This window comes from Actinoallomurus oryzae (assembly GCF_039541955.1).
Taxonomy (GTDB): Bacteria; Actinomycetota; Actinomycetes; order Streptosporangiales; family Streptosporangiaceae; genus Actinoallomurus; species Actinoallomurus oryzae.
Genome location: NZ_BAABHF010000043.1, coordinates 67,304 through 93,593 on the forward strand (window position 1 = coordinate 67,304; position 26,290 = coordinate 93,593).

Here is a 26,290-nt window from a genome sequence, read left to right on the forward strand (position 1 = left end):
GCTCAGCGCACCGTACGGGTCAGGGCCGCGCCGAACTCGGTGACCGCGTCGTTGAACAGCTGTGGCTGCTCGACCGCGGTGAGATGGCCGGCCCCGGGGATCGTGATCAGTTCGGCGTTGGGCAGGGCCTCGGCCATGGTCCGGGCGTCGTCCTCGGTCATGATCACGTCCTCCGCCCCGTGCAGCACCAGGGTCGGCGCGCGGAACCCGGCGAGCGCGCCCACCGAGTCCGCGCGCGCGGCCATCGCCCGCTGCGCCCAGGCGGCGGCCTGCGGAGGCGTCGACTGCACCAGCCCCCGCACCCGGCCGTAGACCAGGGCGCGGCTGCGCATCGTCGTCGGGCCGACCAGCCGCGGCAGCAGGTCCTCCAAGAGCACGCTGACGTTCCCCTCGGCCTCAAGGCGCTCGGCGATCCGGATGCGGCCCTCGCGAGCGGCCGGGGTGTCCTCCGTGGCCTTGGTGTCGGCGAGGATGGCGCCGAGGACGCGGTCCGGATGGCGCCGGCAGAACGCGAGCGTGACGTACCCGCCCATCGACAGCCCGCCGACGATGGCGCGATCGATGTTCTTGGCGTCGAGCAGGGCCGCGACGTCGTCGGCCATGACGTCGATGGAGGGATCGTCGCCGCCGAGGGACGAACCACCGAATCCGCGCAGGTCAGGAGTCAACACCCGGAAACGCGTCGCTAAGCCCTCCCGCTGTGCCAGCCACATGGCCGACGACAGCGGAAACGCGTGCAACAGCACCAACGGCGTCCCGCCACCGATGTCGCGGGTGTACAACTGCACGGTGCCCCTCCCCGTTCGGCGACTCCCTGAGGCAGGGGAGCCCGCCCGCGGACGACGCTCACGCCCCACCCCGGCCCGGCACGCGCCGGACCCCGCTCATCGTCACCCGTGATTCCCGTCCTGCCGATAACCGTGGCCGTGATCGGTCTTCGACGTTTAGCGCCCGCGCGGACCGGGCTCGGCGGATCAGGCTGGTGACGATGGTGTCGGCGATTCGTCCGTGCCTGCGCTCAGGCGTCTTTCGATCGCGGTGACGATCAGGCACCAGACCGCGATCCCGGTCCTCTCCGGCCGGGCGGACTCGCCGAACCCTGATGTCGCGTCCTCGGCGATCACCAGCCGGTAGTCACGGGCGCTGGCGTCGTAGATCGTCGCCCGCCTGCACGGCCGGAGCCTAGGGGACCTCGGTGGGCAGCGGATACACCTCCGGCACCACGCGTTTCACGATCTCGTTCAGCACGATCCGGACGTACGGCTCGCCCACCCACAGGTGTTTGGCGCCGTCGACGCCCACCACCTCGGCCTGGGGCACCCGCTTGAACCTCTCCCGCGCCTCCGGCGGCCGCAGGTAGTCGTCGCGCTCGGGCACCAGCGCGACCAGCGGGCGGCCGAACTCCGCCCACGCGTCCAGGTCGGCGTCGGTGGCGCGGTGCAGCGGCGGCGACAGCAGGATCGCCCCCTCCACGAGCGGGTCGCGGCCCCACCGCAGCGCCAGCTCGGTGCCGAACGACCAGCCGAGCAGCCAGGTGCGCGGCAGGTCGTGGTACTCCGCCCACTCCAGGGCCGCCGCGACGTCGTACCGCTCGGCCTCGCCCTCGCCGAACTCCCCCTCACTCGTCCCGCGGTCGCTGCTCGTCCCGCGCGTGTTGAACCGCAGGACGGCCGGACCGGCGAGCGCGGGCAGCCGGTACGACGCCTTGCGCAGCACGTGGCTGTCCATCATGCCCTCGGCGGTGGGCAGCGGGTGCAGGCAGATGAGCGTCGCGACGGGCGGCCGGTCCTCCGGCACCGCGAGCTCGCCGACCAGTTTCAGCCCGTCGGCGGTCTGCAGTTCGATGTCCGTACGGCGCGCGGGCAGCACCGTGCTCGCCCGGATGTCCGGCATCAGTGTCCTCTCAGTAGCGCGGGCCGCGGCCGGACCGCTGGGTCTTGGGTGTGCGGTGCAGCCGGTGTTCCCAGCAGGGCCGGTGCCAGTGGCGCCGGTCCTCCGGGCCGCCGCCCTCGGCGGGCCACGCGACGACGTGCCCGACGCCCGGCGGGATCTCCTGGTCGCAGCCGGGGCAGCGGTAGGTCTTGGCGGCACCGGCCGCGGGCCGGACGATCCAGTCGCCGTCGGGCCCCTCTTCGATCCGCTGCGGACCGCCGAACGCGCCACGCCCGGTTTCCCGTGGCATGTCGCGTGTGCGGCGGTTTTTGCGCGGACTCATGCCGATCAGGGTACGGGCTGTGCCGGACGCGCCCGTGAGAGGCCGCCCGGAGTCTGTCGCCCGGCGCGCGGCACCGGGGCCTCTCAGCGGAAGGTCGCCCCGGCCGTACGGAGCCGGTCCAGCAGCGGCGCGGGCGCGAAGGCGGGCTCGCGGTACTCCGTGTACAGCGCGCGCAGCACCTCCACGGCCCGGTCGAGCCCGATGCGGTCGAGGTCGGCGATGGGGCCGATCGGGTACCCGCAGCCGTAGGTCATCGCGGCGTCGATCGCGTCCGCGTCGGCGTACCCGGACTCCAGCATCCGGACGGCGTCGTTGAGGTAGGGCACGCGCAGCGCGTCGACGATGAAGCCGGCCCGGTCCGCGGAGCGTACGGGACGTTTGCCGAGCCGGGTGAGGTACGCGGCGGCCCGCTCGGCGACGCCGGGGTCGGTCAGGACGGTGCTCACCAACTCTGCGAGCCCGCCCTCGGGGTCCGGCAGGTGCAGGCCCACGACGTCCTGCGGCCGGTCGGTGGCCATGGCCAGCTCGATGACCGGAACGGTCGCGCCGGTGGTGGCCAGCACCGCGCCCTCGCGCGCCACGTCGTCGACGGCGGCGAGCAGCGACCGCTTGACCGCGGTGTCCTCGGCCACCGCCTCGACGATCAGATCGCGGTCGGCGAGCAGCGACAGGTCGGTGCCGCCGGTGACCTCCTCACCGACGGCGTCCCGTACGGCGCGTGCCTTGTCGTCGTCGCCCGCGACGAAGCGGACGTCCGCCCCGGCGCGTACGGCGGCCTGGATCACGGCGACGGCGAGCGGCCCGGACCCGGCGACGCCGACGCTGGGCACGCCCTCCGTCTCCCGTTCTTCGGCCTGCTCGGCCCCGTCGTACGTGTAGAAGCCGCGGCCGGTCTTGCGGCCGAGCAGCCCGGCGGTGACGAGGCGCCGCAGGATCGGCGCGGGCGCGTGCCGCCGGTCGCGGGTCTCGCGGTAGATCGCCTCGCAGACCTCCAGCGACACGTCGAGGCCGATGAGGTCCATGAGCGTGAGCGGTCCCATCGGCAGGCCCGTGCTCGTCATCGCCGCGTCGATGTCCTCACGCGTGGCGTACCCGGCCTCGTACATCCCGGCGGCCTGGTTGAGATAGCCGAACAGCAGCCGGTTCGCGATGAAACCGGCCCGGTCGCCCACGGTGACGGCGACCTTGCCGAGGCCGCCGACCAGCTCCTGGACGGCCGTGAGCGCCTCGGGCCGGGTGAGGACGGTGTGGATCACCTCGACCAGCTTCATGACCGGCGCGGGGTTGAAGAAGTGCACGCCGACGATCTGCTCGGGCCGGCCGGTGGCCGCCGCGATCTCGGTGACCGACAGCGAAGAGGTGTTGGTGGCGAGCACCGCGTCGGGACGGCACACCTTGTCGAGCTCCTCGAACACCCGGCGCTTGAGGTCCAGCCGCTCGGGCACCGCCTCGATGACCAGGTCGCACTCGGCGAGCCCGGCGAAGGAGGTGCCGAGCTCCATCCGGCCGAGGATCGCCGCCTTGTCCTCCTCCGACAGCCGGCCCCGGCGTACGGCACGGCCGGTCGACCTCTCCAGGTGGTCGCGGCCACGCTGGAGCGCGTCGTCGTTCACCTCGACCCCGACGACGGAGTGGCCGCCGCGTGCCAGCACCTCGGCGATGCCCGCGCCCATCGTGCCCAGCCCGACGACTCCCACCCTGCTCACCGATGCGCTCATGCTCCGCAGTCTGGCACGCCCGCCACCGGCGAACACGAGGTGGTGGCGGCGCGGATCGCGGACGGATTGTCCGACGGGCCTGAGGGGTGGGCGCCGGACCACTAAGGTGGGCGACCGTGCGTCTCGTCATCGCCCGTTGCAGCGTCGACTATGTCGGCAAGCTCACCGCCCACCTGCCCATGGCCCCGCGGCTGGTCCTCATCAAGGCCGACGGGTCCGTCTCGATCCACGCCGACGACCGGGCGTACAAGCCGCTCAACTGGATGAACCCTCCCTGCACCCTCAGGGAAGAAGAGGGCAAGTGGACGGTCACGCACGGCAAGTCCGGTGAGCAGCTCATCCTGACGATCGAGGAGATCCTGCACGACTCCAGCCACGAGCTGGGCATCGACCCGGGGCTGCAGAAGGACGGCGTCGAGGCCCACCTGCAAGAACTGCTCGCCGAGCACATCACGACGCTGGGCGACGGGTGGAAGCTGATCCGCCGGGAGTACCCCACCGCGATCGGCCCGGTCGACATCCTGTGCCGCGACGAGGCGAACGCCACGGTCGCCATCGAGATCAAGCGCCGCGGCGAGATCGACGGCGTCGAGCAGCTGACCCGCTACCTCGAACTGCTCAACCGCGACCCGCTCCTGGCCCCGGTCCGCGGCGTGTTCGCCGCCCAGGAGATCAAGCCGCAGGCGCGCGTGCTGGCCGAGGACCGCGGCATCGGCTGCGTGACCCTCGACTACGACGCCCTGCGCGGCATCGAGCGCGACGACACCCTGTTCTGACCCGGGGCCCTATGCCGTGAGATCGGCCGCGTGGTCGCGGGCCCACTGGGCGAACGTGCGGGCGGGCCGTCCGGTGACCGCTTCGGCGGTCGGCATCGAAGACCAGCCGGACGCGCTGCTCGGCGGTGCCGCCTCGGGTTCGATCTCCCGGCCTCCGTAGTCGCGGAAGCCGAGCAGGAAGTCGGCGTTCGCCGCGGCGAACCCGCCCATCTTCCGGTAGATCTCCCGCGCCTCCTCCCGCCCGACCCGTTCGAAACGGACTTCCCGGCCGACGGCGGCGGCGATCGCGGCGACCTGCTCACGCCGAGTGATCCACTCCGGCCCGAGGAGCGTGTACGCGGCGCCGGCGTGGCCGTCGTGGAGCAGCGCTCGCACGGCGACGTCGGCGATGTCCCGCTCGTGCACCGGTATCCCGCCCTGGTCGGGATACGGGTCGCGGACGACGTCCTGCGCGCGGATCGACTCGCCCCACAGCCAGAGCCGGTTCAGCATGAACTCACCGGCCCGCACGTGAGTCCACTCCAATCCGGAGTCCTCCACGGCCCGCTCCACCGGCAGGTGGAAGTCCGTGTCCAGGCCGGCGGTCACCGCGCCCGACGACAGCACCACGATCCGCCGTACGCCCGCCCGCTTCGCCCGGTCGACCACCTCCCCGGCGGTCTCGGGGTGCGGGAACAGGTACAGGCGCTCGACCTCCGTCAGCGGCCCGGCCAGTGTCGCGGGGTCGGCGAGATCTCCGTAGCCGGCCTCCACGCCCGCGGGGAACACGGCCGTCTCCGGCCGCCGAGTGATCACTCGTACCCGCTCACCGGCCTCCACGAGTTGCTCGACCACGATCCGCCCGACGTTGCCGGTCGCCCCTGTCACCAGGATCGTCACGGTTCACTCCATTCTCGTATGCCCTACGGGAATATTAACCGTACGGCATACGAGAAAGTAGGATCAAGCCATGACGGTGGAGCGCAGCGGCGGTGGCGACCCGGAGCGGACGCTGGCGCTGCTGTGGCGCGACCATGCCGCCGGGCGGGCGGACGGCAGGCCGGCCCGCGGACGCCGGCCCAAGCTCACCGTCGACCGGATCGTCCGCGCCGCCCTGGCGGTGGCGGACCGCGAAGGCCTGGCGGCGATGTCGATGGTCCGGGTCGCGGAAGAGGCCGGCGCCGGCACCATGTCGCTCTACACGTACGTACCGGGCAAGGCCGAGCTGATCGACCTGATGGTCGACGCGGTGCTCGCCGAACGCGAGCTCCCCGGCCCGGGCGACCCACGGCCGGGGGGCTGGCGGGAGCAGATCGAGCTGTACGCGGAGCGCACGCGCGCCGCGTACCGGCGCCACCCCTGGCTACGGGAGATCTCCACCGTGCGGCCACCGCTCGGCCCCGGCCTGATGGCGCAGCAGGAGTACCTGCTGTCCGCGCTGTCCGGGATCGGCCTGTCGCCCCGGCAGATCACGGCGGCGGCGGGGACGGTCGTCACCTTCGTCCACGCGGCCGCGGCGACCGAGGCGGAGTACGAGCAGGCGGAGCGGGCGACCGGGGAGTCGGCGGACGCCTGGTGGGCGGCGCGCGGGTCGTTCTGGGAGGACTACTTCGACATGACCCGGCATCCGACGATCGCGAGGCTCTGGCGCGAGGGCGGCTTCGACGCCGGCACCTCGGGCGCGAACGCCGAGGCGTACGAGTTCGGCCTCCAGCGGATGCTGGCCGGCATCCAGACGGCCGTGGAGCGAGCCCGATCCACGCCTTAGGGCGCCCGTCTGACGCCGCACGGCAAAGCTGTCACGACGTGTCAGGTATCCCCGGCAGGATCGCCACCATGACAAAGCACGCAACCGGGACCTTCGTCCTTGACGTCTTCGACGCCGGCGAGCCGTACGACGTCCACCAGGAGACCAAGATCGCACGGGTGCACGTCGAGAAGACCTTCAGCGGCGATCTCACCGGCACCAGCACGGCCGAACTGCTCACGGTGGCCACCGGCGAGACGCCTCGCGCGTACGTGGCGATCGAACGCTTCGAGGGAACTCTGGACGGCCGCAGCGGAGGATTCGTACTCCAGCACAACGCCGGCGGGGAGAACGGCGACCCCTGGCTCTCCTGGAAGATCACCGAAGGCACGGGCACCGGCGACCTGACGGGCATCACCGGCGAGGGCCAGATCATCATCGGCCCCGACGGCGGCCACTCCTACACCCTCGACTACACGATCGCCTGACCCGGCCCGGCGGGTAGCCTGCGGGGCATGCCGCAGGCTACCGACGTCCGGACGAGGATCGTGAACGCCGCCGAAGAGTGCTTCGCGCGTTACGGCGTCGCCAAGACCACGGTCGAGGACATCGCGGCGTCCGCCGGGCTCTCGCGCGCCACCGTCTACCGTAGCTTCGCGGGCGGGCGGGACGAGGTGATCCTGGCCGTCGTCCTGCGCGACCTGCGGCGTTTCCTCGACCGGCTGTCGGGGCGGCTACGCCATGAGCGGTCGGTGCCGGACGCGATCGTCGAAGGGGTCGTGGACGCCGTCGCGTTCGTCCGCGGTGAGCCGCACGTCGCCGCGCTGATGGCGCCCGACGCGGCCGGGCACACCCAGGCCGCGGTCATCGGCGGCGCCGAGCGCCTGCTGCATCTCTGCGCCGACTACGTACGGCCGTACTTCGGCGCCGCTCAGCGGGCGGGAACCCTCCGGGCGGACATCACCGTTGAAGGAGCGGTGGAGTTCCTTTTCCGCATCATCTCCTCGATGATCGTCATGCCGCGCGAGGATGAGCCCCGCGAGTTCCTCCGCACCTACGTCGTCCCCGCCCTCGCAGAGAGCAGCTGAAGAGTTCACCGATGAGCAACGTCACCGCCCTGCGGTCCTCCGTGCGGCCCAGCCCCGTCTTCCTGTTCGTCCTCGGCCTGTTCGCCCTGTCCGGGCTGGCCGTGTGGCGGTACGGCACGGACGTGGGGCAGTCGGCCCGGATCCTGCTGTTCGTGTTCGTGGTCTCCGGCTGGATCGTGTCCCTGTGCCTGCACGAGTTCGGGCACGCGTTCTTCGCCTTTCGTTCGGGCGACCGCAGCATGGCCGCCAAGGGATACCTCACGCTCAACCCGCTGAAGTACACGGACATGGCGCTGAGCTTCCTGCTGCCGGTGCTGTTCCTGCTGCTCGGCGGCATCGGCCTGCCCGGCGGCGCGGTCTACATCAACCGGGGCGCGATCCGCGGCCGGCTGCGGCACAGCCTGATCTCGGCGGCCGGCCCGCTCGCCAACCTCGCCTTCGCGATCGTCCTGGGCGTCGTGCTGACGCAGCTCGCGACGAGCCTGGACCACGCCCTGTTCTGGAGTGCCCTGGCGTTCCTGGCGTTCTTGCAGGTCACCGCCGCGGTGCTCAACCTCCTGCCGGTGCCGGGACTGGACGGCTTCGGCATCGTCGAGCCGTACCTGCCGCGCTCGTGGGTGGCGCAGGCCAACCGGGTCGGGGGCTACGCGTTCATCGCCCTGATGGCGCTGCTGTGGATCGGCCCGATCAACCGCGGGTTCTTCTCGATCATTTACCACCTGACCGACCTGTTCGGCATCAACACCGACCTCACCACGGTCGGCCACGCCCTGTTCCAGTTCTGGCAGAAGGTCGGCCTCGGCTGATCATGTGAGCCGGGCCGCGCGTGTCCGTCGTTCGGTGGACACGGGAATGACCGGATCGCCGATCGCGTGAGGCGCCGGCCGCCGCGACGCTGTCGGTATGGACGAAACGGCGGTGCGCGTACGCGGCCTGCGCAAGCGGTACGGCGACGTCGACGCGGTGAACGGCGTCGACCTGGACATTCCCCGTGGTGAGGTGTTCGCCCTGCTCGGGCCGAACGGGGCGGGCAAGAGCACGACGGTCGAGATCCTCGAGGGACACCGGCGGCGGACCGGCGGGGAGGTCGCGGTGCTCGGCACCGACCCCGGGCGGCCCACGCGGCGCTGGCGGGCCCGCATCGGCATCGTGTCGCAGACCTCCGACGAGCGGCCCCAGCTCACCGTACGGGAGGCGGTGCGGCACTTCGCCGGCTACTACCCGGCCCCGCGCGATCCCGACGAGGTGATCGAGGCCGTCGGGCTGACCGAGAAGGCCGGGGCGCGCCTGTCGCAGCTTTCCGGTGGGCAGCGCCGGCGGGTCGACGTCGCGCTCGGCATCATCGGCGGCCCGGAGCTGGTCTTCCTGGACGAACCGACGACCGGCTTCGACCCGGACGCGCGGCGGCGGTTCTGGAAGCTGATCGAGAGCCTGGCGGGCGACGGCACGACGATCCTGCTGACCACCCACTACCTGGACGAGGCCGAGGCCCTCGCGAACCGGGTCGGCGTCATCGCGCGCGGACGGCTCGTCGAGGTCGCCACGCCGCGGGAGCTGGGCGGCCGGTCCGCGGCGAAGGCCCGCGTGAGCTGGACCGGCCCCGAAGGGCCGCAGACGATCGAGACCCACTCCCCCACCCAGGTCGTGGCCGAGCTGAGCCAGAAGTTCGGCGGCGAGGTCCCGGAGCTGACGGTCACCCGCCCCTCCCTCGAGGACGCCTACCTCACCATGATCGGAGCAGGCCGATGAGCAGCCTGGCGATGCCGTCCACCCTACGGATCGGGCTCTCGCGCGGTGCGCTGGAGCTGAAGGGCTTCGTACGCGAGCGGGAGGCGATGGCCTTCACCTTCGCGGTGCCGATCGTCCTCATGCTGATCTTCGGCACCATCTTCAAGGGCGAGATCCAGGGCACGGGCGTGGACTTCCGGCAGTACTTCGCCGCCGGGATCATCGCGAGCGGGATCGCGTCGACCACGTTCATCAGCCTCGGCGTCGGCATCGCGCAGGAGCGGGACGACGGCACGCTCAAACGTCTGTACGGCACGCCGATGCCGCCGTCCGCGTACTTCATCGGCAAGACGATCACCGCGCTGGTGCTGTCGGTGACCGAGACGGTGATCCTCTTCCTGCTCGGCCACCTGATGTTCGGGCTGAAGCCGCCGAGCACGCCCGAGCGCTGGCTCACCTTCGTCTGGGTGTTCGTCGCGGGCGTGGCCGTCTGCACGCTGCTCGGCATCGCGGTCAGCAGCGTGCCGCGTTCGGGCCGGGGCGCCGCGGCGGTGCTCAACGTGCCGTACATCGTGCTGCAGTTCCTCTCCGGCGTGTACCTCACCTTCACCGATCTACCGAAGGGCGTCCAGGAGGCCGGGGCGGTGTTCCCGCTGAAGTGGATCTGCCAGGGGCTGCGGTCGGCGCTACTACCCGACTCGCTGCTGTCCGCCGAGCCGGCCCACGCGTGGGAGCACGGCAGAACCGCTCTGGTGCTGGCGGCCTGGGGTGTAGCAGGCTTCGTCCTGTGCCTGACGACCTTCCGCTGGAAGCGACGCGACGACGGGTGAGCGGTGAAGACGCTTGGGAGCTGGGACTGGGACGATGGGAGGCGTACTTCGTCCTGGTCCTGGCCTGCACGGTCCTCTATGTGACGACGGAGAATTTCTCGTGGCCGAACGGCGCGGCCGCGGTCGTTCTCCTCCTCGCCATGGTCCCGTGGTACCTCCTCCTCGGCCGGCGGCTGCTCGGCGCGGGTCGGGGCGGACCGCTGCCCTATGTGTACGTCGCCGGGCTGCTCGTCCTGTCATTCGCGGCGTCGCTGGCCGCACCGCAGAGCGCGCTGATCCTGTTCGCGCTCTCCCCGCAGTGCTACATCATCACCGAGTGGTGGCGCGCGAGCATCGCGGTGGTGCTGCTCAACGCCGCCCCGGCCGTACGGTTCCTTCGGGGCGTGCACGACGGCGGTTCGGTCGCGTCGTTCGTGACCTGGACGATCGTGACCATCACCTTCTCGGTGTTCTTCGGGCTCTGGGTCGAGCGGATCATCCGGCAGAGCCGCGAACGCCGGGAGCTGATCGAGCAGCTGGAGGCGACCCGTGCGGAGCTGGCCGAGGTGAGCCGGGAGGCCGGGGCCATGGCCGAGCGCGAACGCCTCACCGCCGAGATCCACGACACGCTCGCGCAGGGCTTCACCAGCATCCTGATGCTGCTGCAGGCGGCCGAGCCGCGCATCGACTCCGATCCCGCGGAGGCACGGCGGCAGCTCGGCCTGGCCGTCCGTACCGCCCGGGAGAACCTCGCCGAGGCCCGCACCCTCGTGGCCGCCGTCCCGCCCGCCGCTCTCGGCGACTCATCGCTGGACGAGGCCGTACGCCGGCTGTCGGACCGTCTGGGAGAGGAGCTGGACGTGGACACCGAGTGCGTCGTCGCCGGCGAGCCGCGCCGGCTGGCCGCCCGGACGGAGGTGGTCCTGCTGCGCACCGCGCAGGAGGGGCTGGCGAACGTCCGCAAGCACGCCAAGGCCGGTCGCGTGGAGATCGCGCTCGACTACGGCGAGACGGCGGTGCGCCTGGAGGTAAGCGACGACGGCCGGGGCTTCGACCCGGCGACGGCGAGCGGCTTCGGCCTGCGCGGCATGCGTGATCGCGCCGGCCAGGTCGGCGGCACCCTTAAGATCGCCAGTCGGCCCGGCGAGGGCACCTCGATCATCGTGGAGGTACCGGCGTGATCAGGATCCTGCTGGTGGACGACCACCCGGTCGTACGCGAGGGGCTGCGCGGCATGCTCGCGGCCGAGGACGACCTGGAGGTGGTGGCCGAGGCGGGCGGCGCCGCCGAGGCGGTCGCGGCGGTGCGCGCGCACGAGCCCGACGTCGTGCTGATGGACCTGCGCATGCCCGGCGGCGACGGCGTGGAGGCGACCTCACGGGTGCTCGTCCAGCGGCCGGAGACCCGGGTCGTGGTGCTGACGACGTACGACACCGACGCGGACATCCTGCGCGCCGTCGAGGCGGGCGCGGCGGGCTACCTGCTCAAGGACGCGTCGCGGGCCGAGCTGGCCCAGGCGATCCGTGCGGCGGCGCGGGGTGAGACCGTGCTGGCGCCGTCGGTCGCGGCCAAGCTCGTGTCCCGCATGCGCTCGCCGGTGGAGCTGTCGCGGCGCGAGATCGAGGTGCTGCGGCTGGTCGCCCGCGGCCGTACGAACGCCGAGATCGGACGCGAGCTGCTGATCAGCGAGGCGACGGTCAAGACCCATCTCCTGCGGACGTTCGGCAAGCTGGACGTCTCCGACCGTACGGCCGCGGTCACCGCCGCGCTCGAACGCGGCATCCTGCCCCCTCCCGGCGGCTGAGCCACGATCGACCAGGCGGCCGGCGAGGCACTCCGGAAAAGTTTCCACCCTTTGACTTGCCTACCGGGAAAGTGAAGCGTTAACTTTCCTAGTAGGCAAGTCAAAGGGAAGGGGATCGACATGAACCACATCGAGGACGCCCAGGCCGGACTCGAGGAGATCGCCAAGCGCCGCAACCAGGTCATCGACGGCGCGACGCGCGGCCGGCACCGCGGCTGGGACGCCACCGGCATGGTCGTGATGCTCGCCGGCTTCGCGACACTGGATCTTCCCGGGCCCCTGGCCCTGCAGCTGAGCCTCTTCTTCGTCGCCGTGGTCGCCGCCCTGGCCTGCTTCACCCGTGCCGGTCGGCGCGCCAAGGCGGTCATGCACCGGTCCCAGCTGACCGGCCGGTTCTGGGCCGTCCTCGGCGGCGTCGCGGCCGTCAGCGGCGCCCTCGCCCTCGGCGGGCTCTGGCTGGTCGAGCGGATCGACGTGCCGATGGGGCACACCCTGATCGGCGTGCTGATCATCGCCTACGTCGCGGTCGCCCAGCCGGTGTACCGGGCGTTGCTGCACCGGAGGGCGGCGTGACCACCCCGGCGGGCTTCGACGAACTGATCCATCCGCCGACGCGGCTGAGCCTGATGGCGCTGCTCTCGGCGACCGAGTGGGCCGAGTTCGGCTTCCTCAAGGAAAGCCTCGAACTCTCCGACTCCGCACTCTCCAAACAGGTCTCCACCCTCGCCGAGGCCGGGTACGCCGAGGTCCGCAAGGAGGGCGCCGGCCGGCGACGGCGCACCCTGGTCACCCTGACCCCACGAGGCCGTACGGCCTTCGAGGGCCACGTCGAGGCCCTACGGCAACTGGTCGGCCGCGCGGCGCCGGCTCCCGCCGGAGATCAGTGACCGTAGTCGGGGTAGCCGTAGCCGACGACGCTGTCCGTGCTGCGGGTGCGGATCTTCACGGCGTCGTCCGTGTTGCCCTCGACGGTACGGATGGTGCCGTCGTGGTTGTCCCTGATGACCAGGCCGACGTGGTCGATGTCGTCGATGCCGCCGCCGCTCCAGGAGAAGAAGACGACCGCGCCGGGCTTGGGGACGGTCCCCCAGCGACCCTGGTCCTTGAACCACCTGGCGTGTGACGGGGTGAAGGCGTCGCCGCCCATCCCCTTGACGCCGGCCTTGTCGCCGACCCAGGTCACGAACATGTCGCACCAGCTGGCGTTCGCGTAGTCGCCGACCGATCCGCCGTCCCGCTCCACGCCGGCACGGGCGTACGGCGAGGACATGAACCACTGGTTGAACTTGCTGCCGCCGGCGGCGTCCTCCGTGGTACCGACCTGGGAGAGGGCGACCTTCAGCGCGTCGGCGGCGGTGGGGAGCGGGCGCTGGACCCCGACGAGCACCCCGATCACGATGGTCGCCGCCGCCACGACCGCCATGACGGCGGCGATGACGGCCGCGAGACGCCCCCGGATCGGGAGCGTGAGACGCCCGCGGAACGGGAGGCCCTCGCGGAACGGGAGCGTGAGACGCTCACGGAAGGGGATCGCTGTATATCGAGGGGAAAGGGACACGGGGGGACTCCTTGGCTTCCTGCCGCTCCGGAGCCGGCCGACGCGTGGAAGATGATCTAAGGCACGAGGGGCGCGCCGAACCGAGGACTTGCGGGGAGACTTAGGGGTGTACCACAAGATTTATCGCAACGTAGCAAGACAAAAGCCCAGGTCAGAAGCCATACGAGCGTGATCCGAGCCACATTGGCGCTCCTCGCTGTTACGGCGGGGAAAAGGGTGATCGCTGGTGCCTGCGTTGCTTCGACCGCAGGGCCGGAAACGTCCGGGCCGGGCTGGATCGGTTGCGGTAATTTACCTGCAACAGAATCCCCTTCTAGTGGGTGGTGGCGATGACAGCGACCATGGACGCCGAGACCACGGAGAGCTTCCAGTCCCTCGACCCGGCCACCGGCGAGATCGTCGGCGAGCATCCGGTCCACGGGAAGGAAGCGGTCGACGCCGCGATCGAACGCGCCCGCGGCGCGGCGGCGTGGTGGGCCGATCTGGGATGGAAAGAACGCCGGATCCGGCTGCTGAACATCAAGGGCGCGCTCACGCGGTCGCTCAACCGGGTCGCCACCCTCATCCACCGGGAGACCGGCAAGCCGATCGAGGACGCCCAGCTCGAGGTCGTCCTGGCCATCACCCACCTCGACTGGGCCGCGCGGAAGGCGGAGAAGGTCCTCGGGCCGCGCCGGGTGCCCTCCGGCCTGCTGTCGGTCAACCAGAAGGCCATCCTGGAGTACCAGCCGCTCGGTGTGGTCGGCGTCATCGGGCCGTGGAACTATCCGCTGTTCACGCCCGTGGGCTCGATCGGGTACGCCCTGGCGGCGGGCAACGCCGTGGTGTGCAAGCCGTCGGAGTACACCCCGGGCGTCGCGACGCTGTTCGCCGAGATGGTCGCGAGCGTCGTGCCCGAGCAGCCGATCCTGCAGGTCGTGACCGGCTTCGGCGAGACCGGCGCGGCACTGGCCGGCGGCGCCGTGGACAAGATCGCCTTCACCGGCTCGACGCCGACCGCCCGCAAGGTGATGGCCGCCTGCGCCGAGCGCCTCACCCCGATCGTGGCCGAGTGCGGAGGCAAGGACGCCTTCATCGTCGACGCCGACGCGGACGTGGAGGCCGCCGCCGAGGCCGCGCTGTGGGGCGCCATGTCGAACGCCGGCCAGACCTGCACGGGAGTCGAGCGCGTCTACGTGGTGGACAGCGTGTACGAGACGTTCGTCGACAGGCTGGCCGAGCAGGCGCGCGTCCTGCGCCCGGGCGAGGACCGCGGCGCGTCGTACGGGCCGATCACCATGCCGGGACAGCTCGACATCATCAAGCGCCACATCGACGACGCGGTCGCCCAGGGCGGCAGGGCGATCGTCGGCGGCCCCGCGTCGGTGAAGGAGCCGTACGTGGAGCCGGTGATCCTCCTCGACGTGCCGGAGGACTCGTCGGCGGTGTGCGAGGAGACGTTCGGCCCGACCATCACCGTGCACCGCGTGCAGAGCCTGGAGGAGGCCGTCACCCGCGCCAACGCGAGCCGGTACGCCCTGGCGGGCGCGATCTTCTCGGGCAGCAGGTCGGCCGCGATGAACGCCGCACGCCGTCTGCGCGGCGGCATGACCTCGATCAACGCGGTGATCGCGTTCGCGGCCGTCCCCTCGTTGCCGTTCGGCGGGGTGGGCGACTCGGGCTTCGGCCGCATCCACGGCGCGGACGGCCTCCGTGAGTTCGCCCGCGCCAAGTCGATCACGCGGCAGCGGTTCTCGGCGATGAACCTGACGTCGTTCAAGCGCACCGACAAGGACATGGCCCGGGCACTGCAACTGGTCAACCTGCTGCACGGACGACGCTACAAGTAGGCGCCGGCCGCTCCCCATCGACGAAGTCCATCGAGCGCGCGCCGCGCATCGGCGCCGCGCCATGTGACGTCGTGCATTTACTCTGTACGATGCACATTGTACGAAGTACAGAGATAAGGGAGTCGCCGCCTTGCGCATCACCGCATCCGCCGTGTCACTGAACGTCGACGACGTCGCGGCGTCCAGCGTGTTCCTCGCCGAGCACTTCGGGTTCCGAACCGAGATGTCCGCCGACGGCTTCGCGTCGCTGACGCGCGACGACGCCGGCCTGAACGTCGTCTTCCTGCGGCGCGGCCTCGCCACGCTGCCCGCCGACCAGCGGGACGACCACGCGTCCGGCCTGATCCTCGCGTTCGTGGTCGACGACCTCGAAGGCGAGCTGGAACGGCTGAGGTCCGAGGGCGTACCGATCACCATGCCGTTGACCGTGGACGAGTGGGGCGAGCGTTCCTTCCAGGTGCGCGATCCCAACGGCGTGATCGTCCAACTCGTCGACTGGAACGCCTGACACGGCCACGTGAAGGTCGGGCGCCGGCCGCCACCGTCAAATCCGGGCATGTCTTCGTCTAAGGCGTCACCTGAGACGCCGGGATAGTGCATAGTCCCCATGTGGGAGTGGCCTCCTTAGCCCGATCATCAGATGGGCAGGGGCCGGACGAGGTCTGCGCACCGCCGTCGAATCCCGCTCTGGCTGGGACGCCCTCCGGCCGGAACGGGGTTCGTCGCCGGTGCGCAGGTCCGTACCCGGGCTCGATTGATCGCGTCGCGAAGCACGCCGATCATCGCCTGGTGCATCCGGTCGATCGGCTCGAAGACGGGCCTTCTGCCCCACGTCCCCCAGACCGAGGTCGTGTACGTTCCGGACGTCCCCGGCGAGCTCGCGGCGTTCGCCGCGGCAGCCCGCTCGTGAGCCGGCGGAGTCACCGACCCCACTGGTAGATCTGCCGCCCCGGGCCGGCCTGGATCTGGCGGTTCATCAGCTCCCCGAACTTCTGGTATCCGAGTGAGTTCGGATGGAAGCTGCGGGCCGCCACGAGCTCGCTGATGCTGAGGTCGAGGGCGTTGAGGTACGGCTGCGCGGTGCCGAGCTCATGGCCGGTGAACGCCTGATACGTGTCGACGAACTCCACGCTGCCCGGCTTCCGCGCCGCGGCGAGACGCCGGTCCGCGTCCCGTGCGGCGAGGTAGATCGTGTAGTCGAGATCGTGCACGATCCCGTTGAGAAACCCCTGGTCGGCGGTGCCGATGTTGTCGATGGACCGCTGTGGCCGCACCGGGAACGGCCGCGGGTAGCCGAGCACGAGGACCCGCGCGTACGGCGCCCGCCGCGCGATCCCGTCGAGCACCGAGCGGAGCGACCCGGGCAACGCGGCCATCCGCGCGCGGATGTCGGTGTTCTGGTCGCGGCACGCCGACGACCAGGGCAGCTTCACGACGCACTTCTGGACGATCTGCGAGAAGCCGATGTCGTTGCCGCCGATGCTGAGCGTCACGAGGCTGGTGTCGGCCGCCAGCCGGTCGATCTGCGGTGGCTCGCCGCGCTCCCCGGTGTTCAGCAGGTTCTCGGTACGCGCGCCGCTGCACGCCCAGAAGCCGCCTGCCTTGGCGAACCGGTACGCCTGCGACACCGTCGGGAAGTAGGACTGCCGTGATCGGTGGCAGTCCTCCGCACCGCCGTTGGCGTACGCGCGGTCGGCGCTGGGACTCCAGGCTCCCTCGCCGGAGGAATACGAGTCGCCGAGGGCGACGTACCCGCCGCGCGTGGCGGCCTCCAGCGGGGTGAGTGCCCTGGGCGGCGGCTTGAGCCGGATGTGCGGCGCCCGGCAGCCCTGCCCGAAGATCCGGCACCGCCGCGACACCCCGATCGGCACGGCGACGACCGCGGCCAGCAGCACCAACGCGAGAGGAAGGGCGATCAGGGCGCCACGCCGCGTACGAATCCGGCGCCACACCACTGCCATACCTCCGCCTTCCCGACGCAAAGACTGTCACATAGGCCCGTAAAATCGACGCTCGCGACAGGGCGCGGGGTTCCCGGAGGAACCTTCCTTCGTATCGAAGACGTCTTACCTGGCATGTTCGCGACCCTGACCGGGCTCGGCCTGTCCGCATCGGCCGGTCTGAACGCCTACATCCCGATCCTGGTGGTCGGCCTGCTCGCCCGCTTCACCGACGCGGTCACGCTGCCGCACCAGTTCGCGTGGATGAGCAACGGATGGGCGCTCCTCGCCGTGGCGGCCCTGCTCGCCGTGGAGGTCGTCCTCGACAAGGTCGCCGTCGTCGACCACGTCAACGACGCGATCCAGACGTTCGTACGGCCCGCGGCCGGCGGTGCCGTCTTCGCCGCCTCGGACGCGGCCGCGCGGATCGACCACTCCGCGTGGATGGCCGGCCATCCCTGGGTCGGCTGGGTACTCGGCATCGTCGTCGCACTGTGCGTGCACCTCACCAAGGCCGGCGCGCGTCCCGTCATCAACGCCGGCACGGTCGGCCTCGGAACGCCCTTCGTGAGCGCAGCCGAAGACGCGATGTCGCTGACGGTGAGCCTCGTCGCGGTGCTGATCCCGGCGCTCGTCATCCTGTTCCTAATCGTGTTCGTCCTGATCGCATGGCGACTGATCCGCATGATTCGCAAGCGACGTCTAAGACGGTCTAAGGCGGTCTAAGGCCCGCTGAGTCCTTCTGAGGCCGCGCAAGGCCCGTCGGGAGGCGGAGATAGTGCATCGTCCCGATGCGGGGGCACCCCGCTTAGAACGAACCTTATGAGTGCGAGGCCGGACCGACCGGTCCGCACCACGAGGAGCCACGATGCACCCCGACATCATCCAGGCACTAATGAACGAGCACGTCCGTGAGCTCAGCGCGGACGTACGGGCCACCCGCCGGGCCCGTAAGGACCGGGCGCGGTGACGCCGCGGCCGTCTGAGCGCCGAGTCCCGCCCAGTCCGGAGTTTCTCCGGCCGGGCGGGACTTCTCGTATGGGGCCCGGGTTCAGTCCTCGTCGGCCACGGGCTTCGCCGGCGCGGCCGGCCGCGGCTCCCCGTCGGTCCGCTCGACGGGCTCGGCGTCGACCGGTTCGAGCACGGTGGTCTCCTCGGTGTCCGCCTCGTCCGGCTCGATCACCCTGGTCCGCTCGGCACCCGTCTCGACCGGCTCGATCACCGTCGGGGGCGCCGCGTCCGTTTCGACGCGATCGAGCACCGTGGTCGGCTCCACGTCCGCCTCGGGCCGGTCGAGGACCGTCGTCGGCTCCGCGGCCGCCCCGGGCAGGTCGAGCAGCGTGGTCGCCTCCGCCGGCCCGGCCGCTCCGGGCGCACCGGCCGTCAGATCGGCGGAAGGTAGGAGTGGACCACCGATGATCAGGTCGGCGGCACGCTCGGCGATCGCGATGGTCGGGGCGTTCGTGTTGCCGCGGGGTACGGCCGGCATCACCGAGGCGTCCACGACGCGCAGGCCGTCGACGCCGCGGACGCGCAGCTCCGGGTCGCACACCGCGTCGTCGGTCCCGCCCATCGCGCACGTGCTGGTCGGGTGGTACAGCGTCACGACCTCGTGCCGGATCCAGTCGGTCACGTCGGTGTCCTCGCCCGGACGCGCCTCACCGCCACTGATCCGCGCGAACGGGCGGTTCCCCGCGATCTCCCGCGCCTGACGGACGCCGGCCAGGAGCACCTCCAGGTCGGCGCGCTCCCGCAGGTACGCCGGATCGATCAGGGGCTTCCAGCGCGGGTCGGCCGAGCTCAGCCTGATCGTGCCGCGGCTCGCCACGGCGACCGCCGTCACGAACACCGAGATCATGCGTTCCGCCACGTCGACCAGGCCCTGTCCCACGTACGGGGTGCCGAGCACGTGGTACTGCAGGTCCGGTGCCGGCAGGCTCGGCGACGTCCGTACGAAACCGCCCGCCTCCGCGACGTTGGAGGCGTACGGCCCGCGGCCCAGCGCCTGCCAGAGCAGGAGGCTCCGCAGGTTCACGCCCTCCCAGATCGCCTTCGTGCCCGGCGTGTGCCACATGACCGGGACGATCGGGTGGTCCTGCAGACCGGTGCCGACGGCGGGCAGGTCGGCCACGACGTCGATGTCCATGGACCGAAGGTGGTCGGCCGGGCCGAGGCCGGACAGCATCAGCAGCTGCGGCGAGTTGACCGCGCCGCCGCACAGGATGACCTCGCTCTGGGCGCGCGCGTCCTCCGCACGACCGCCGGTCACGTACCGTACGCCGACCGCCCGGCCCTTCTCGACCAGCACCTTCGTGGCGAGCGCGTCGGTCGTCACGGTGAGGTTCGGGCGGTCGAGGGCGGGCCGCAGGTACGCGTCGGCGGCCGACCAGCGCCGGCCGCGCCGCTGGGTCACCTGGTAGTAGCCGACGCCGTCCTGCTCGGCGCCGTTGAAGTCGTCGTTGGCCGGCAGGCCGAAGGCCTTCGCGGACTCGACCCACGAGCGCGTCAGCGGATGCTTGTACCGCAGGTCCTCCACCCGCAGCGGCCCGCCGACGCCGTGGTACGCGGACTCGCCGCGCTGCTGGTCCTCGGCACGGCGGAAGTAGGGCAGCACGTCGGCGTACCCCCAGCCCTTGCAGCCGTACTCGTCGCGCCACGTGTCGTAGTCGTGCCGGTGGCCACGGATGTAGATCATCGCGTTCATCGACGAGCTGCCGCCGAGGGTGCGGCCGCGCGGCCAGTAGACGCCGCGCCCGTGCGCGTTCTCCTGCGGCGTCGTCGTGAAGTCCCAGTCGTACGGGCCTTTGAACAGTGCCTGCAACCCGGCCGGGATGTGGATCTCGGGAGCGTCGTCCGGCGGGCCGGCCTCCAGGAGCAGCACGCGCGTGCTGGAGTCCGCGCTCAGCCGGTTGGCGAGCACGCAACCCGCGCTGCCGGCACCGACGATGATGTAGTCGTACACGGCCGCCTCCGGGGCTTGGGGGAACCTCGGCAAACCATACCGATATCGGGACGTACGGGGTCAGTGCACCGAACGCGATTCTAGGGAAACAAATTTAGATCTGCGCAACGAGTAGGTCTCAGCATCTGGTCGGGGGATGACTGCGGTGTCAATCTCAGGTGCGTTACCTCCGCTTTACTGTTAGAAGGGGCGCTCGTGCGCAGAATCGCCATCGGTACCCTCGTCGGCCTCGCCGCCGTCTCGGTCGCCACCGCGGCTCCCGCGGACGCGGCCGGGCATCCTCGCCTGGACAAGCTGGTCAAGCTGCAGGACATCCGCAGACACCAGCACGACCTGCAGACCATCGCCACTTACAACGGCGGCACCCGCGCCGCCGGCGAACCCGGTTTCGAGGTCTCGACCCAGTACGTCGTCAGGCAGCTCAAGAAGGCCGGCTACCACCCCACCGTGCAGGACTTCCCGTTCGCGTACTACAAGGAGAAGACCCCCGCGGTCTTCGAGCGCTCCGGCGGGCCGTCCTACACGTACGGCACCGACTTCGAGACGCTGGACTACTCCGGTTCGGGCGATGTCACCGCGACGGCCCGCGCGATCGACCCGGACGGCGCCGGGGTGGGCAGTGGCTGTGAGCCCGCCGACTTCACCGGACTCGCCAAGGGCGAGATCGCGCTGGTCAAGCGGGGCGGCTGCACGTTCTCCGACAAGGCGAGCAACGCGCAGACCGCCGGTGCCGCCGCCATCGCGATCTACAACGACGGCACCGCGCCGGACCGGATGGGGCCGGTCTCCGGCACGGCGGGGCAGGCCTGGCGGATCCCGGTCATCGGCCCGAGCTACCAGCTCGGCACCGACCTGGTGAAGGCCGCGACCTCGGGCACGCTGACGCTGCACGTCAAGACCAGCACCATCAACGAGCAGCGCACCGCGCACAACGTGATCGCCGACACCGAGCGCGGGCGCGCCGACAACGTCGTCGTCATGGGCGCCCACCTCGACAGCGTCACCAAGGGCCCCGGCATCAACGACAACGGCAGCGGCACCGCGACGGTCCTCACCGTCGCCGAGCAGATCGCCCGGCTCGGTGACCAGATCAAGAACAAGGTCCGGTTCGCCTTCTGGGGAGCCGAGGAGGAGGGTCTGCTCGGTTCGACCTACTACGTGACGCACCTCAGTGCCGCGCAGCGGGCCACGATCGCGCTGAACCTCAACTTCGACATGCTGGGCTCGCCCAACGGCCGGCGCGGCGTCTACGACGGTGACGACTCCGAGGGCGCGGGCACCAACCCGCCCGCCGGTTCGGGCGCGATCGAAAAGGTCTTCCTCAACTACTACGGCGCGCGCAAGCTGCAGACCTCCCCGAGCACGTTCGACGGGCGCTCGGACTACGGGCCGTTCATCGACAACGGGATCCCGGCCGGCGGCCTGGACTCCGGCGCCGAGAAGCTCAAGACCGCCGAGGAGGCCAAGATCTACGGCGGCGAGGCCGGCAAGCCGTACGACGGCTGCTACCACCAGGCCTGCGACACCTACGCCAACAACAACTCCACGATCCTGGACCAGCTCGCCGACGGCGCCGCGCACGCCGTCCAGGTGTTCGCCAAGAGCACGCTGCCGGTCAACGGCGACCACGCCACGGCCCGTACGGCCCTGCTGCCGCAGGTGAAGCACGCGCCCGCGAACCTGGTCACCAGCTGAGACGGACGCCTCGGAGCGTCGGGCTCCGGGCCGCATCGTCAGGGCGTACCCCGGCCGCTCCGCGCGGTGCGGCCGGGGGTACGCGATATCGTGGCGCCCGGCACGCCCCCGAGGTCCGCCGGGCGCCACTTGTCAGGCCGGCCCGCACGAACGGCCACGGAACGGCTGTCACCTGGGAAGACGCACCAGACACCATCCGACGTTGCCTACGTCGGCGAATCCGTCTCGTAGGGTTGGTGCCATGGCGAAGGAGCGCGACGACCAGCCGGTCGTGCTGTCGAAGATCTACACCCGCACCGGTGACGACGGCACGACCAACCTCGGCGACATGAGCCGTACCGGCAAGACCGACCCACGACTGGTCGCGTACGCGGACGTCGACGAGGCCAACAGCGCCATCGGCGCGGCCATCGCGCTCGGCCACCTCCCCGACGCGGTCGCCGCCGTCCTCCGGCGGGTCCAGAACGAACTGTTCGACGTCGGCGCGGACCTGTGCACGCCGGTCGTGGAGAACCCGGAGTTCCCGCCGCTGCGCGTCACCGAGGAGTACGTCACGCGGCTGGAGGCCGCCTGCGACGAGCACAACGAGGGCCTGCCGACCCTGCGCAGCTTCATCCTGCCGGGCGGCACACCCGGCGGCGCGCTGCTCCACGTGGCCCGCACGGTCGTACGCCGCGCGGAGCGCTCGACCTGGGCGGCCCTGGAGACCCACGCGGACATGAACCCGCTGACCGCCCGCTACCTCAACCGCCTGTCCGACCTGCTGTTCATCCTCGGCCGCATCGCCAACATCGAGACCGGCGACATCCTGTGGAAGCCCGGCGGCGAGCGCTGAATCAACCGGCCGGCGGGCGCACCGCGCGGGCCGAAGGTCCGGCGCACTCTCGCGCGACGACGCCGGCCGCCCGGCGCGGGTCACCTCCGGCCCGTTCCATCAGGGCCTCCACCGACCAGTCGCCCGTGCCTCCGGCACCGGTCGTCCGCAGGGTGAGCCCCGTCTCGAGGAGCGTGGAGAACACCGCGGCGTCCGCGGCCGGGCTCCGGTCGTACACGGCCTGGAGAAGCGCCGCGGCGAAGTCGTCACGCTGCAGCCGCGCCGCGGGGTCGCACTCGCGCAACGCCGCCGCGACCGCTGGGGAGGTCGCGTCGTACCCGGCCAGGTACGGGAGAAGCGCCGGGTCGCGCAGGCACGCGACGGCTTCGAGCCCCCAGGAGTAGATGCCCTGCTCCGCCTCCAGAAGCTCGATGGCGAGGGGGGTGGCCCGGGGATCGCGCCGCCGCGCCAGGCCGAAGACCGCCTCGGCGTGCACGTCCTCCTCCTCGTCGCCGACCCGTGCCCAGAGCGCCTCCCGTACGGCGGGCGCGTCGGCCTCGGCCTGGCTGCCCAGGCCGAACGTCGCCCAGTTCCGTACCGGCGGATCCTGATCGGCGGTGAGCCGGATCAGCACGCCGATCACCGCCTCTTCCGGCGGCATGAAGGGCAGGGCCTGAGCCGCCTGGAGGCGGACGTCGGGGTCCGGATGCGCGGCCAGCGAGACCAGGAGGGGCACGGCTCGCCGGTCGTGCGTGCTGCCGAGGGCGTGCGCGATCGACCAGCTCAGGTCGCCGTCGGTATCCGGCGGCGCGAGCCTCAGCAGCGCGGACGCGGCGTCCGCGCGGACCGCTTCGTGCAGCTCACTGGCGCAGCCCAGCAGGTCGCAGCCGACCGCGCGGACCACCGGATCGGACGAGGCGAGCAGGTCCGTGCCGGCCAGGAGTGACGCCGGCCCGTCCGCCGCGAACTCGCGGAGGATCTCCCAGACGGCCTCGTAGTCGTCGGCGTCCCGGGCCTGTCGAGCCAGCTCGACGGCCCGGTCGAGCAGATCTTCCGCAGCGGGTTCCACACGGGCATCCTCACCCGGCCGGGGGCGAGGGTGCCAGCGAATTCTCGGGCGCGAGTTCGAACGAGAGGTGGGGCGCCAGCGCACGGAGGAAGTCGGGCGCGTCGAAGATCTCGCCGGCCGAGGCCACCCCGACCGTGCCGGCCCGCCCGGTCAGGATGCGGTGGACGGCCTCCACGGCGAGCGGAGCGCTGACCGCGTAGATGTCCCGGCCGCGTGCGACCGCACGCCGTCGCACTCCGCCGGAGCGGACGACGACGTCGACCAGGAACGTCTGTGCGGACCGGCCGCGCTCGTCGACCGCAGCCGGTGCCGGTGTGTCCGGGGACATCACGTCCCTGGCCGCCTCGACGGTCATGTACGTCCGCACCTCGGGGATGCGCAGGTGACTGGGGATGGTGACGACGTCGGCCATGGTGAACTCCCCGATGACCGCACGCGTGCCCACCGGCTCCGGGAAGGGCCACTCAAGCGTCGGCGGGTCGTCGTCGTGGTACTCCACCCGGCCGCCGGTATAGCGCACGCCCCGGCCGTCCCGCCGCCGCCCGGAGACCCTGCTCGCCGCCCTGGTACCGGCGGTCGGGTGCCAGCTGCTCAGCCCGTAGGCGATGTGCGCCTCGTCGGCCGCCGTCCAGTCGCCCATGGCCGCCGTCGCCAGCAGGTCGCCCAGCCCGCCGTAGAAGGCCATCGCGGGGACCACCACGACCCCTGCCGCGCGGGCCCGGTCCGCGAAGTGCGCGAACGTGTCGAGGTCGGCCTCGATCTCGGCCGAGACGTCCACATAGGGAATCCCGGCGCGCAACGCCGCCTCGATGACCGGGGCGGCCGTCGCGGCGAAGGGCCCAGCACAGTTGATCACGGCGTCCGCTCCGGCCAGCGCGCGGTCGAGCGAAGCGGGGTCGTCGACCGACGCTGGGCGGGCGTCGAGTCCAGGGCCCAGCGCGCGTAGCCTCTCGGCGTCCCGGCCGGCGACGATCGGAACGAGCCCGCGATCTCGCAGTTCTTCAACCACGAAGCGCCCGGTGTGCCCGTAGGCGCCGTACACCGCCACGATGTGACCCATCGGTTCTCCCGCACTCGAGTCATCCACGGGACCATCGTGCCGACAGCGACGATCCCGCACGAGTGTCCGGAACGCCACTATGCATACAATTTCGGACATGAGCACGATCGCGCTGGCCGTCGCCGACGGGATACTGCACTTCGAGCTGGCCGTGGCGTATGAGGTCTTCGGCGCCGACCGCTCCGATCTGGCCGACCCCTGGTACGAGACGGTCATCTGCGGGCGGGGGCCCGTACGGACCGGCGGCCCGTTCCGGCTCGAGCCCGATGACGACCTGGACCGGCTCGCGCGGGCCGACACCGTGATCGTTCCCGCGTGGGCCGACGTCGACGAGGATCCACCCGCCGACCTCGTCGACGCCGTGCGCACGGCGTACGAGGCCGGCGTGCGCGTGGCCTCCCTGTGCACGGGCGCGTTCGTACTCGCCGCCGCCGGCCTGCTGGACGGACGGCGCGCCACCACACACTGGGCTCACGCCGAGGCGCTCGCCGCCCGCTACCCCCGGGTAGAGGTCGACCCGGGGGTGCTCTACGTCGACGACGACCGCGTCCTCACCTCCGCCGGCAAGGCGGCCGCGATGGACCTGTGCCTGCACCTGGTACGCCGCGACCACGGCTCGGCGATCGCCAACGCGGTCGCCCGGCGGCTGGTCGTACCACCCCACCGGGCCGGTGGCCAGGCACAGTTCGTCACCATGCCAATGCCCGACCAGCGCAACCACCCTCTCGGCGCGCTGTTCCCCTGGGCGCTCGAACGACTGCACCTGCCGCTCACAGTGGAGGATCTGGCCCGCCAGGCGAACATGAGCTCACGCAACCTGAGCCGCCACTTCCGGTCGACGACGGGGACCACACCGTTGCGATGGCTGCTCACCCAGCGGATCCGCCGCGCCCAGGAGCTTTTGGAGACCACCGGCGACAGCGTGGACGCCATCGCGGAGGCCACCGGCATGGGCACGGGCACCACACTCCGCCGGCACTTCAACCGCACCGTCGGCGTATCCCCGGACGGCTACCGCCGCGCCTTCCGCCGCCAGAACGTCAGTTGAGTGAGGAGCCGGGCGGGGAGGCCTCCAGCCAGGCCAGGAAGCCGGTCAGCGCGGCGCCGCTCATGGCCAGCTCGACCGTGTGGCCGTCGTCGCGCACCTCGACGATGCCGGTGTCCGGGTGGAGGGCGGCCTGTTCTTCGGCCTTCGGCGTGCGGCGGCCGGAAACGACGAGGCCCCGGCGGTGAACCACCCGCCGGGGCCTGAACCGAAACCCGAAAATCGCGAACCAGAGCAGCTCGTCACCGTGGTAGCGGCCGATGCCCAGCCGCCACACGCCGCGGCCGTCCGGCTCGCGCAGGCTGCACTCCACCGTGCCGCCGCGGCGTTCGAGTAGCCAGCGCCTCACCGAGAGCATGGCGAACACGACGATGACCGCCAGCAGGACGGCGGCAAGGACCGCCCCTACGTCGAGTGCCAGGTGCCCGCCCACTCCCCCCTGCTTCCCCCGCGG

The 26,290-nt window shown here is 71.4% G+C and carries 29 protein-coding genes; 18 read left to right on the plus strand and 11 right to left on the minus strand.

Annotated elements, in window-relative coordinates:
• Nucleotides 1–2: 2 nt before the first annotated feature.
• From ABEA10_RS34245 to ABEA10_RS34260, 4 genes are all read right to left on the minus strand, one after another.
• Nucleotides 3–788, minus strand: a complete 786-nt coding sequence (locus ABEA10_RS34245) for an alpha/beta fold hydrolase (protein ID WP_345471070.1) — start codon at nt 786–788, stop codon at nt 3–5.
• 394 nt (nt 789–1,182) lie between these two features.
• Complete coding sequence (locus ABEA10_RS34250; protein WP_345471072.1) at nt 1,183–1,893, minus strand: alpha/beta hydrolase; 711 nt, start codon at nt 1,891–1,893, stop codon at nt 1,183–1,185.
• A gap of 10 nt (nt 1,894–1,903) precedes the next feature.
• Nucleotides 1,904–2,215 (minus strand): ATP/GTP-binding protein, encoded by a 312-nt coding sequence (locus ABEA10_RS34255; RefSeq protein ID WP_329252965.1) that lies wholly within the window; start codon nt 2,213–2,215, stop codon nt 1,904–1,906.
• 83 nt (nt 2,216–2,298) lie between these two features.
• Nucleotides 2,299–3,933, minus strand: a complete 1,635-nt coding sequence (locus tag ABEA10_RS34260) for a 3-hydroxyacyl-CoA dehydrogenase family protein (protein ID WP_345471074.1) — start codon at nt 3,931–3,933, stop codon at nt 2,299–2,301.
• A gap of 116 nt (nt 3,934–4,049) precedes the next feature.
• Between ABEA10_RS34260 and nucS the strand changes: the two genes are divergently transcribed.
• Nucleotides 4,050–4,709 carry an endonuclease NucS gene (nucS, locus tag ABEA10_RS34265; protein WP_345471076.1) on the plus strand — a complete coding sequence of 220 codons (660 nt, stop codon included), beginning with the start codon at nt 4,050–4,052 and terminating at the stop codon, nt 4,707–4,709.
• A gap of 9 nt (nt 4,710–4,718) precedes the next feature.
• On the opposite strand, the gene ABEA10_RS34270 is transcribed toward nucS, so the two are convergent.
• Entirely contained in the window at nt 4,719–5,588 is an 870-nt protein-coding gene (locus ABEA10_RS34270; RefSeq protein ID WP_345471078.1) for an NAD(P)H-binding protein, read from the minus strand.
• A gap of 70 nt (nt 5,589–5,658) precedes the next feature.
• Here ABEA10_RS34270 and ABEA10_RS34275 point away from each other — a divergent pair, with 70 nt between their 5' ends.
• The 10 genes from ABEA10_RS34275 (at nt 5,659) to ABEA10_RS34320 (ending at nt 12,751) form a co-directional block, all read left to right on the plus strand.
• Nucleotides 5,659–6,456, plus strand: coding sequence for a TetR/AcrR family transcriptional regulator (locus ABEA10_RS34275; RefSeq protein ID WP_345471081.1), 798 nt, complete (start codon nt 5,659–5,661; stop codon nt 6,454–6,456).
• A gap of 68 nt (nt 6,457–6,524) precedes the next feature.
• On the plus strand, nt 6,525–6,923 hold the full coding sequence (locus ABEA10_RS34280) for a DUF3224 domain-containing protein (RefSeq protein ID WP_345471083.1): 399 nt from the start codon (nt 6,525–6,527) through the stop codon (nt 6,921–6,923).
• A gap of 27 nt (nt 6,924–6,950) precedes the next feature.
• On the plus strand, nt 6,951–7,523 hold the full coding sequence (locus tag ABEA10_RS34285) for a TetR/AcrR family transcriptional regulator (protein WP_345471085.1): 573 nt from the start codon (nt 6,951–6,953) through the stop codon (nt 7,521–7,523).
• An 11-nt stretch (nt 7,524–7,534) separates the two neighbouring features.
• Nucleotides 7,535–8,329, plus strand: coding sequence for a site-2 protease family protein (locus ABEA10_RS34290; protein ID WP_345471087.1), 795 nt, complete (start codon nt 7,535–7,537; stop codon nt 8,327–8,329).
• Between the two features lie 97 nt (nt 8,330–8,426).
• Nucleotides 8,427–9,272, plus strand: a complete 846-nt coding sequence (locus tag ABEA10_RS34295; RefSeq protein ID WP_345471089.1) for an ABC transporter ATP-binding protein — start codon at nt 8,427–8,429, stop codon at nt 9,270–9,272.
• Nucleotides 9,269–10,081, plus strand: a complete 813-nt coding sequence (locus tag ABEA10_RS34300) for an ABC transporter permease (protein WP_345471091.1) — start codon at nt 9,269–9,271, stop codon at nt 10,079–10,081. The genes ABEA10_RS34295 and ABEA10_RS34300 overlap by 4 nt, the downstream gene beginning before the upstream one ends.
• The gene (locus ABEA10_RS34305; protein WP_345471093.1) at nt 10,039–11,241 is read left to right on the plus strand and encodes a sensor histidine kinase; all 1,203 of its coding nucleotides are present in this window, start codon (nt 10,039–10,041) and stop codon (nt 11,239–11,241) included. The genes ABEA10_RS34300 and ABEA10_RS34305 overlap by 43 nt, the downstream gene beginning before the upstream one ends.
• On the plus strand, nt 11,238–11,864 hold the full coding sequence (locus tag ABEA10_RS34310) for a response regulator (protein WP_345471095.1): 627 nt from the start codon (nt 11,238–11,240) through the stop codon (nt 11,862–11,864). The genes ABEA10_RS34305 and ABEA10_RS34310 overlap by 4 nt, the downstream gene beginning before the upstream one ends.
• A gap of 120 nt (nt 11,865–11,984) precedes the next feature.
• Nucleotides 11,985–12,437 carry a hypothetical protein gene (locus tag ABEA10_RS34315; protein ID WP_345471096.1) on the plus strand — a complete coding sequence of 151 codons (453 nt, stop codon included), beginning with the start codon at nt 11,985–11,987 and terminating at the stop codon, nt 12,435–12,437.
• The gene (locus ABEA10_RS34320; protein WP_329252918.1) at nt 12,434–12,751 is read left to right on the plus strand and encodes a winged helix-turn-helix domain-containing protein; all 318 of its coding nucleotides are present in this window, start codon (nt 12,434–12,436) and stop codon (nt 12,749–12,751) included. The genes ABEA10_RS34315 and ABEA10_RS34320 overlap by 4 nt, the downstream gene beginning before the upstream one ends.
• Here ABEA10_RS34320 and ABEA10_RS34325 read toward each other — a convergent pair.
• Nucleotides 12,745–13,422: a CHAP domain-containing protein gene (locus tag ABEA10_RS34325; RefSeq protein WP_345471099.1), complete on the minus strand. Its 678-nt coding sequence runs from the start codon at nt 13,420–13,422 to the stop codon at nt 12,745–12,747. The genes ABEA10_RS34320 and ABEA10_RS34325 overlap by 7 nt on opposite strands.
• Before the next feature lie 329 nt (nt 13,423–13,751).
• Between ABEA10_RS34325 and ABEA10_RS34330 the strand changes: the two genes are divergently transcribed.
• From ABEA10_RS34330 to ABEA10_RS34340, 3 genes are all read left to right on the plus strand, one after another.
• Nucleotides 13,752–15,251, plus strand: a complete 1,500-nt coding sequence (locus ABEA10_RS34330) for an aldehyde dehydrogenase family protein (protein ID WP_345471101.1) — start codon at nt 13,752–13,754, stop codon at nt 15,249–15,251.
• Nucleotides 15,252–15,381: 130 nt separating this feature from the next.
• On the plus strand, nt 15,382–15,759 hold the full coding sequence (locus ABEA10_RS34335) for a VOC family protein (protein WP_345471103.1): 378 nt from the start codon (nt 15,382–15,384) through the stop codon (nt 15,757–15,759).
• 246 nt (nt 15,760–16,005) lie between these two features.
• Complete coding sequence (locus ABEA10_RS34340) at nt 16,006–16,161, plus strand: hypothetical protein (protein WP_345471105.1); 156 nt, start codon at nt 16,006–16,008, stop codon at nt 16,159–16,161.
• A 10-nt stretch (nt 16,162–16,171) separates the two neighbouring features.
• Here ABEA10_RS34340 and ABEA10_RS34345 read toward each other — a convergent pair whose 3' ends face one another.
• Nucleotides 16,172–17,212: an SGNH/GDSL hydrolase family protein gene (locus tag ABEA10_RS34345; RefSeq protein ID WP_345471107.1), complete on the minus strand. Its 1,041-nt coding sequence runs from the start codon at nt 17,210–17,212 to the stop codon at nt 16,172–16,174.
• Nucleotides 17,213–17,326: 114 nt separating this feature from the next.
• On the opposite strand from ABEA10_RS34345, the gene ABEA10_RS34350 reads away from it, so the two are divergent.
• The gene (locus tag ABEA10_RS34350) at nt 17,327–17,917 is read left to right on the plus strand and encodes a DUF4126 domain-containing protein (RefSeq protein ID WP_345471109.1); all 591 of its coding nucleotides are present in this window, start codon (nt 17,327–17,329) and stop codon (nt 17,915–17,917) included.
• Between the two features lie 325 nt (nt 17,918–18,242).
• On the opposite strand, the gene ABEA10_RS34355 is transcribed toward ABEA10_RS34350, so the two are convergent.
• On the minus strand, nt 18,243–20,153 hold the full coding sequence (locus tag ABEA10_RS34355; RefSeq protein ID WP_345471111.1) for a GMC family oxidoreductase N-terminal domain-containing protein: 1,911 nt from the start codon (nt 20,151–20,153) through the stop codon (nt 18,243–18,245).
• A gap of 195 nt (nt 20,154–20,348) precedes the next feature.
• On the opposite strand from ABEA10_RS34355, the gene ABEA10_RS34360 reads away from it, so the two are divergent.
• Nucleotides 20,349–21,848: a M20/M25/M40 family metallo-hydrolase gene (locus tag ABEA10_RS34360; RefSeq protein WP_345471113.1), complete on the plus strand. Its 1,500-nt coding sequence runs from the start codon at nt 20,349–20,351 to the stop codon at nt 21,846–21,848.
• 241 nt (nt 21,849–22,089) lie between these two features.
• Nucleotides 22,090–22,683, plus strand: a complete 594-nt coding sequence (locus ABEA10_RS34365) for a cob(I)yrinic acid a,c-diamide adenosyltransferase (RefSeq protein ID WP_345471115.1) — start codon at nt 22,090–22,092, stop codon at nt 22,681–22,683.
• A 1-nt stretch (nt 22,684) separates the two neighbouring features.
• On the opposite strand, the gene ABEA10_RS34370 is transcribed toward ABEA10_RS34365, so the two are convergent.
• Nucleotides 22,685–23,731, minus strand: coding sequence for a HEAT repeat domain-containing protein (locus ABEA10_RS34370; RefSeq protein ID WP_345471117.1), 1,047 nt, complete (start codon nt 23,729–23,731; stop codon nt 22,685–22,687).
• Nucleotides 23,732–23,741: 10 nt separating this feature from the next.
• The gene (locus ABEA10_RS34375) at nt 23,742–24,791 is read right to left on the minus strand and encodes a saccharopine dehydrogenase family protein (protein WP_345471119.1); all 1,050 of its coding nucleotides are present in this window, start codon (nt 24,789–24,791) and stop codon (nt 23,742–23,744) included.
• Between the two features lie 97 nt (nt 24,792–24,888).
• On the opposite strand from ABEA10_RS34375, the gene ABEA10_RS34380 reads away from it, so the two are divergent.
• Nucleotides 24,889–25,839, plus strand: a complete 951-nt coding sequence (locus tag ABEA10_RS34380) for a helix-turn-helix domain-containing protein (RefSeq protein WP_345471121.1) — start codon at nt 24,889–24,891, stop codon at nt 25,837–25,839.
• On the opposite strand, the gene ABEA10_RS34385 is transcribed toward ABEA10_RS34380, so the two are convergent.
• A complete protein-coding gene (locus ABEA10_RS34385) occupies nt 25,832–26,269 on the minus strand; it encodes a DUF2550 domain-containing protein (protein ID WP_345471123.1) in 438 nt (145 codons plus the stop codon). The two genes, ABEA10_RS34380 and ABEA10_RS34385, sit on opposite strands and share 8 nt — an antisense overlap.
• Nucleotides 26,270–26,290 lie beyond the last annotated feature (21 nt).

Bases quoted from the DNA above. Each gene is read 5' to 3' on its own strand.
- ABEA10_RS34250 (WP_345471072.1), bottom strand. From the start codon at position 1,893: ATGCCGGACATCCGGGCGAGCACGGTGCTGCCCGCGCGCCGTACGGAC.
- ABEA10_RS34255 (WP_329252965.1), bottom strand. From the start codon at position 2,215: ATGAGTCCGCGCAAAAACCGCCGCACACGCGACATGCCACGGGAAACC.
- ABEA10_RS34260 (WP_345471074.1), bottom strand. From the start codon at position 3,933: ATGAGCGCATCGGTGAGCAGGGTGGGAGTCGTCGGGCTGGGCACGATG.
- ABEA10_RS34275 (WP_345471081.1), top strand. From the start codon at position 5,659: ATGACGGTGGAGCGCAGCGGCGGTGGCGACCCGGAGCGGACGCTGGCG.
- ABEA10_RS34280 (WP_345471083.1), top strand. From the start codon at position 6,525: ATGACAAAGCACGCAACCGGGACCTTCGTCCTTGACGTCTTCGACGCC.
- ABEA10_RS34285 (WP_345471085.1), top strand. From the start codon at position 6,951: ATGCCGCAGGCTACCGACGTCCGGACGAGGATCGTGAACGCCGCCGAA.
- ABEA10_RS34290 (WP_345471087.1), top strand. From the start codon at position 7,535: ATGAGCAACGTCACCGCCCTGCGGTCCTCCGTGCGGCCCAGCCCCGTC.
- ABEA10_RS34295 (WP_345471089.1), top strand. From the start codon at position 8,427: ATGGACGAAACGGCGGTGCGCGTACGCGGCCTGCGCAAGCGGTACGGC.
- ABEA10_RS34300 (WP_345471091.1), top strand. From the start codon at position 9,269: ATGAGCAGCCTGGCGATGCCGTCCACCCTACGGATCGGGCTCTCGCGC.
- ABEA10_RS34315 (WP_345471096.1), top strand. From the start codon at position 11,985: ATGAACCACATCGAGGACGCCCAGGCCGGACTCGAGGAGATCGCCAAG.
- ABEA10_RS34330 (WP_345471101.1), top strand. From the start codon at position 13,752: ATGACAGCGACCATGGACGCCGAGACCACGGAGAGCTTCCAGTCCCTC.
- ABEA10_RS34345 (WP_345471107.1), bottom strand. From the start codon at position 17,212: ATGGCAGTGGTGTGGCGCCGGATTCGTACGCGGCGTGGCGCCCTGATC.
- ABEA10_RS34350 (WP_345471109.1), top strand. From the start codon at position 17,327: ATGTTCGCGACCCTGACCGGGCTCGGCCTGTCCGCATCGGCCGGTCTG.
- ABEA10_RS34365 (WP_345471115.1), top strand. From the start codon at position 22,090: ATGGCGAAGGAGCGCGACGACCAGCCGGTCGTGCTGTCGAAGATCTAC.
- ABEA10_RS34375 (WP_345471119.1), bottom strand. From the start codon at position 24,791: ATGGGTCACATCGTGGCGGTGTACGGCGCCTACGGGCACACCGGGCGC.
- ABEA10_RS34380 (WP_345471121.1), top strand. From the start codon at position 24,889: ATGAGCACGATCGCGCTGGCCGTCGCCGACGGGATACTGCACTTCGAG.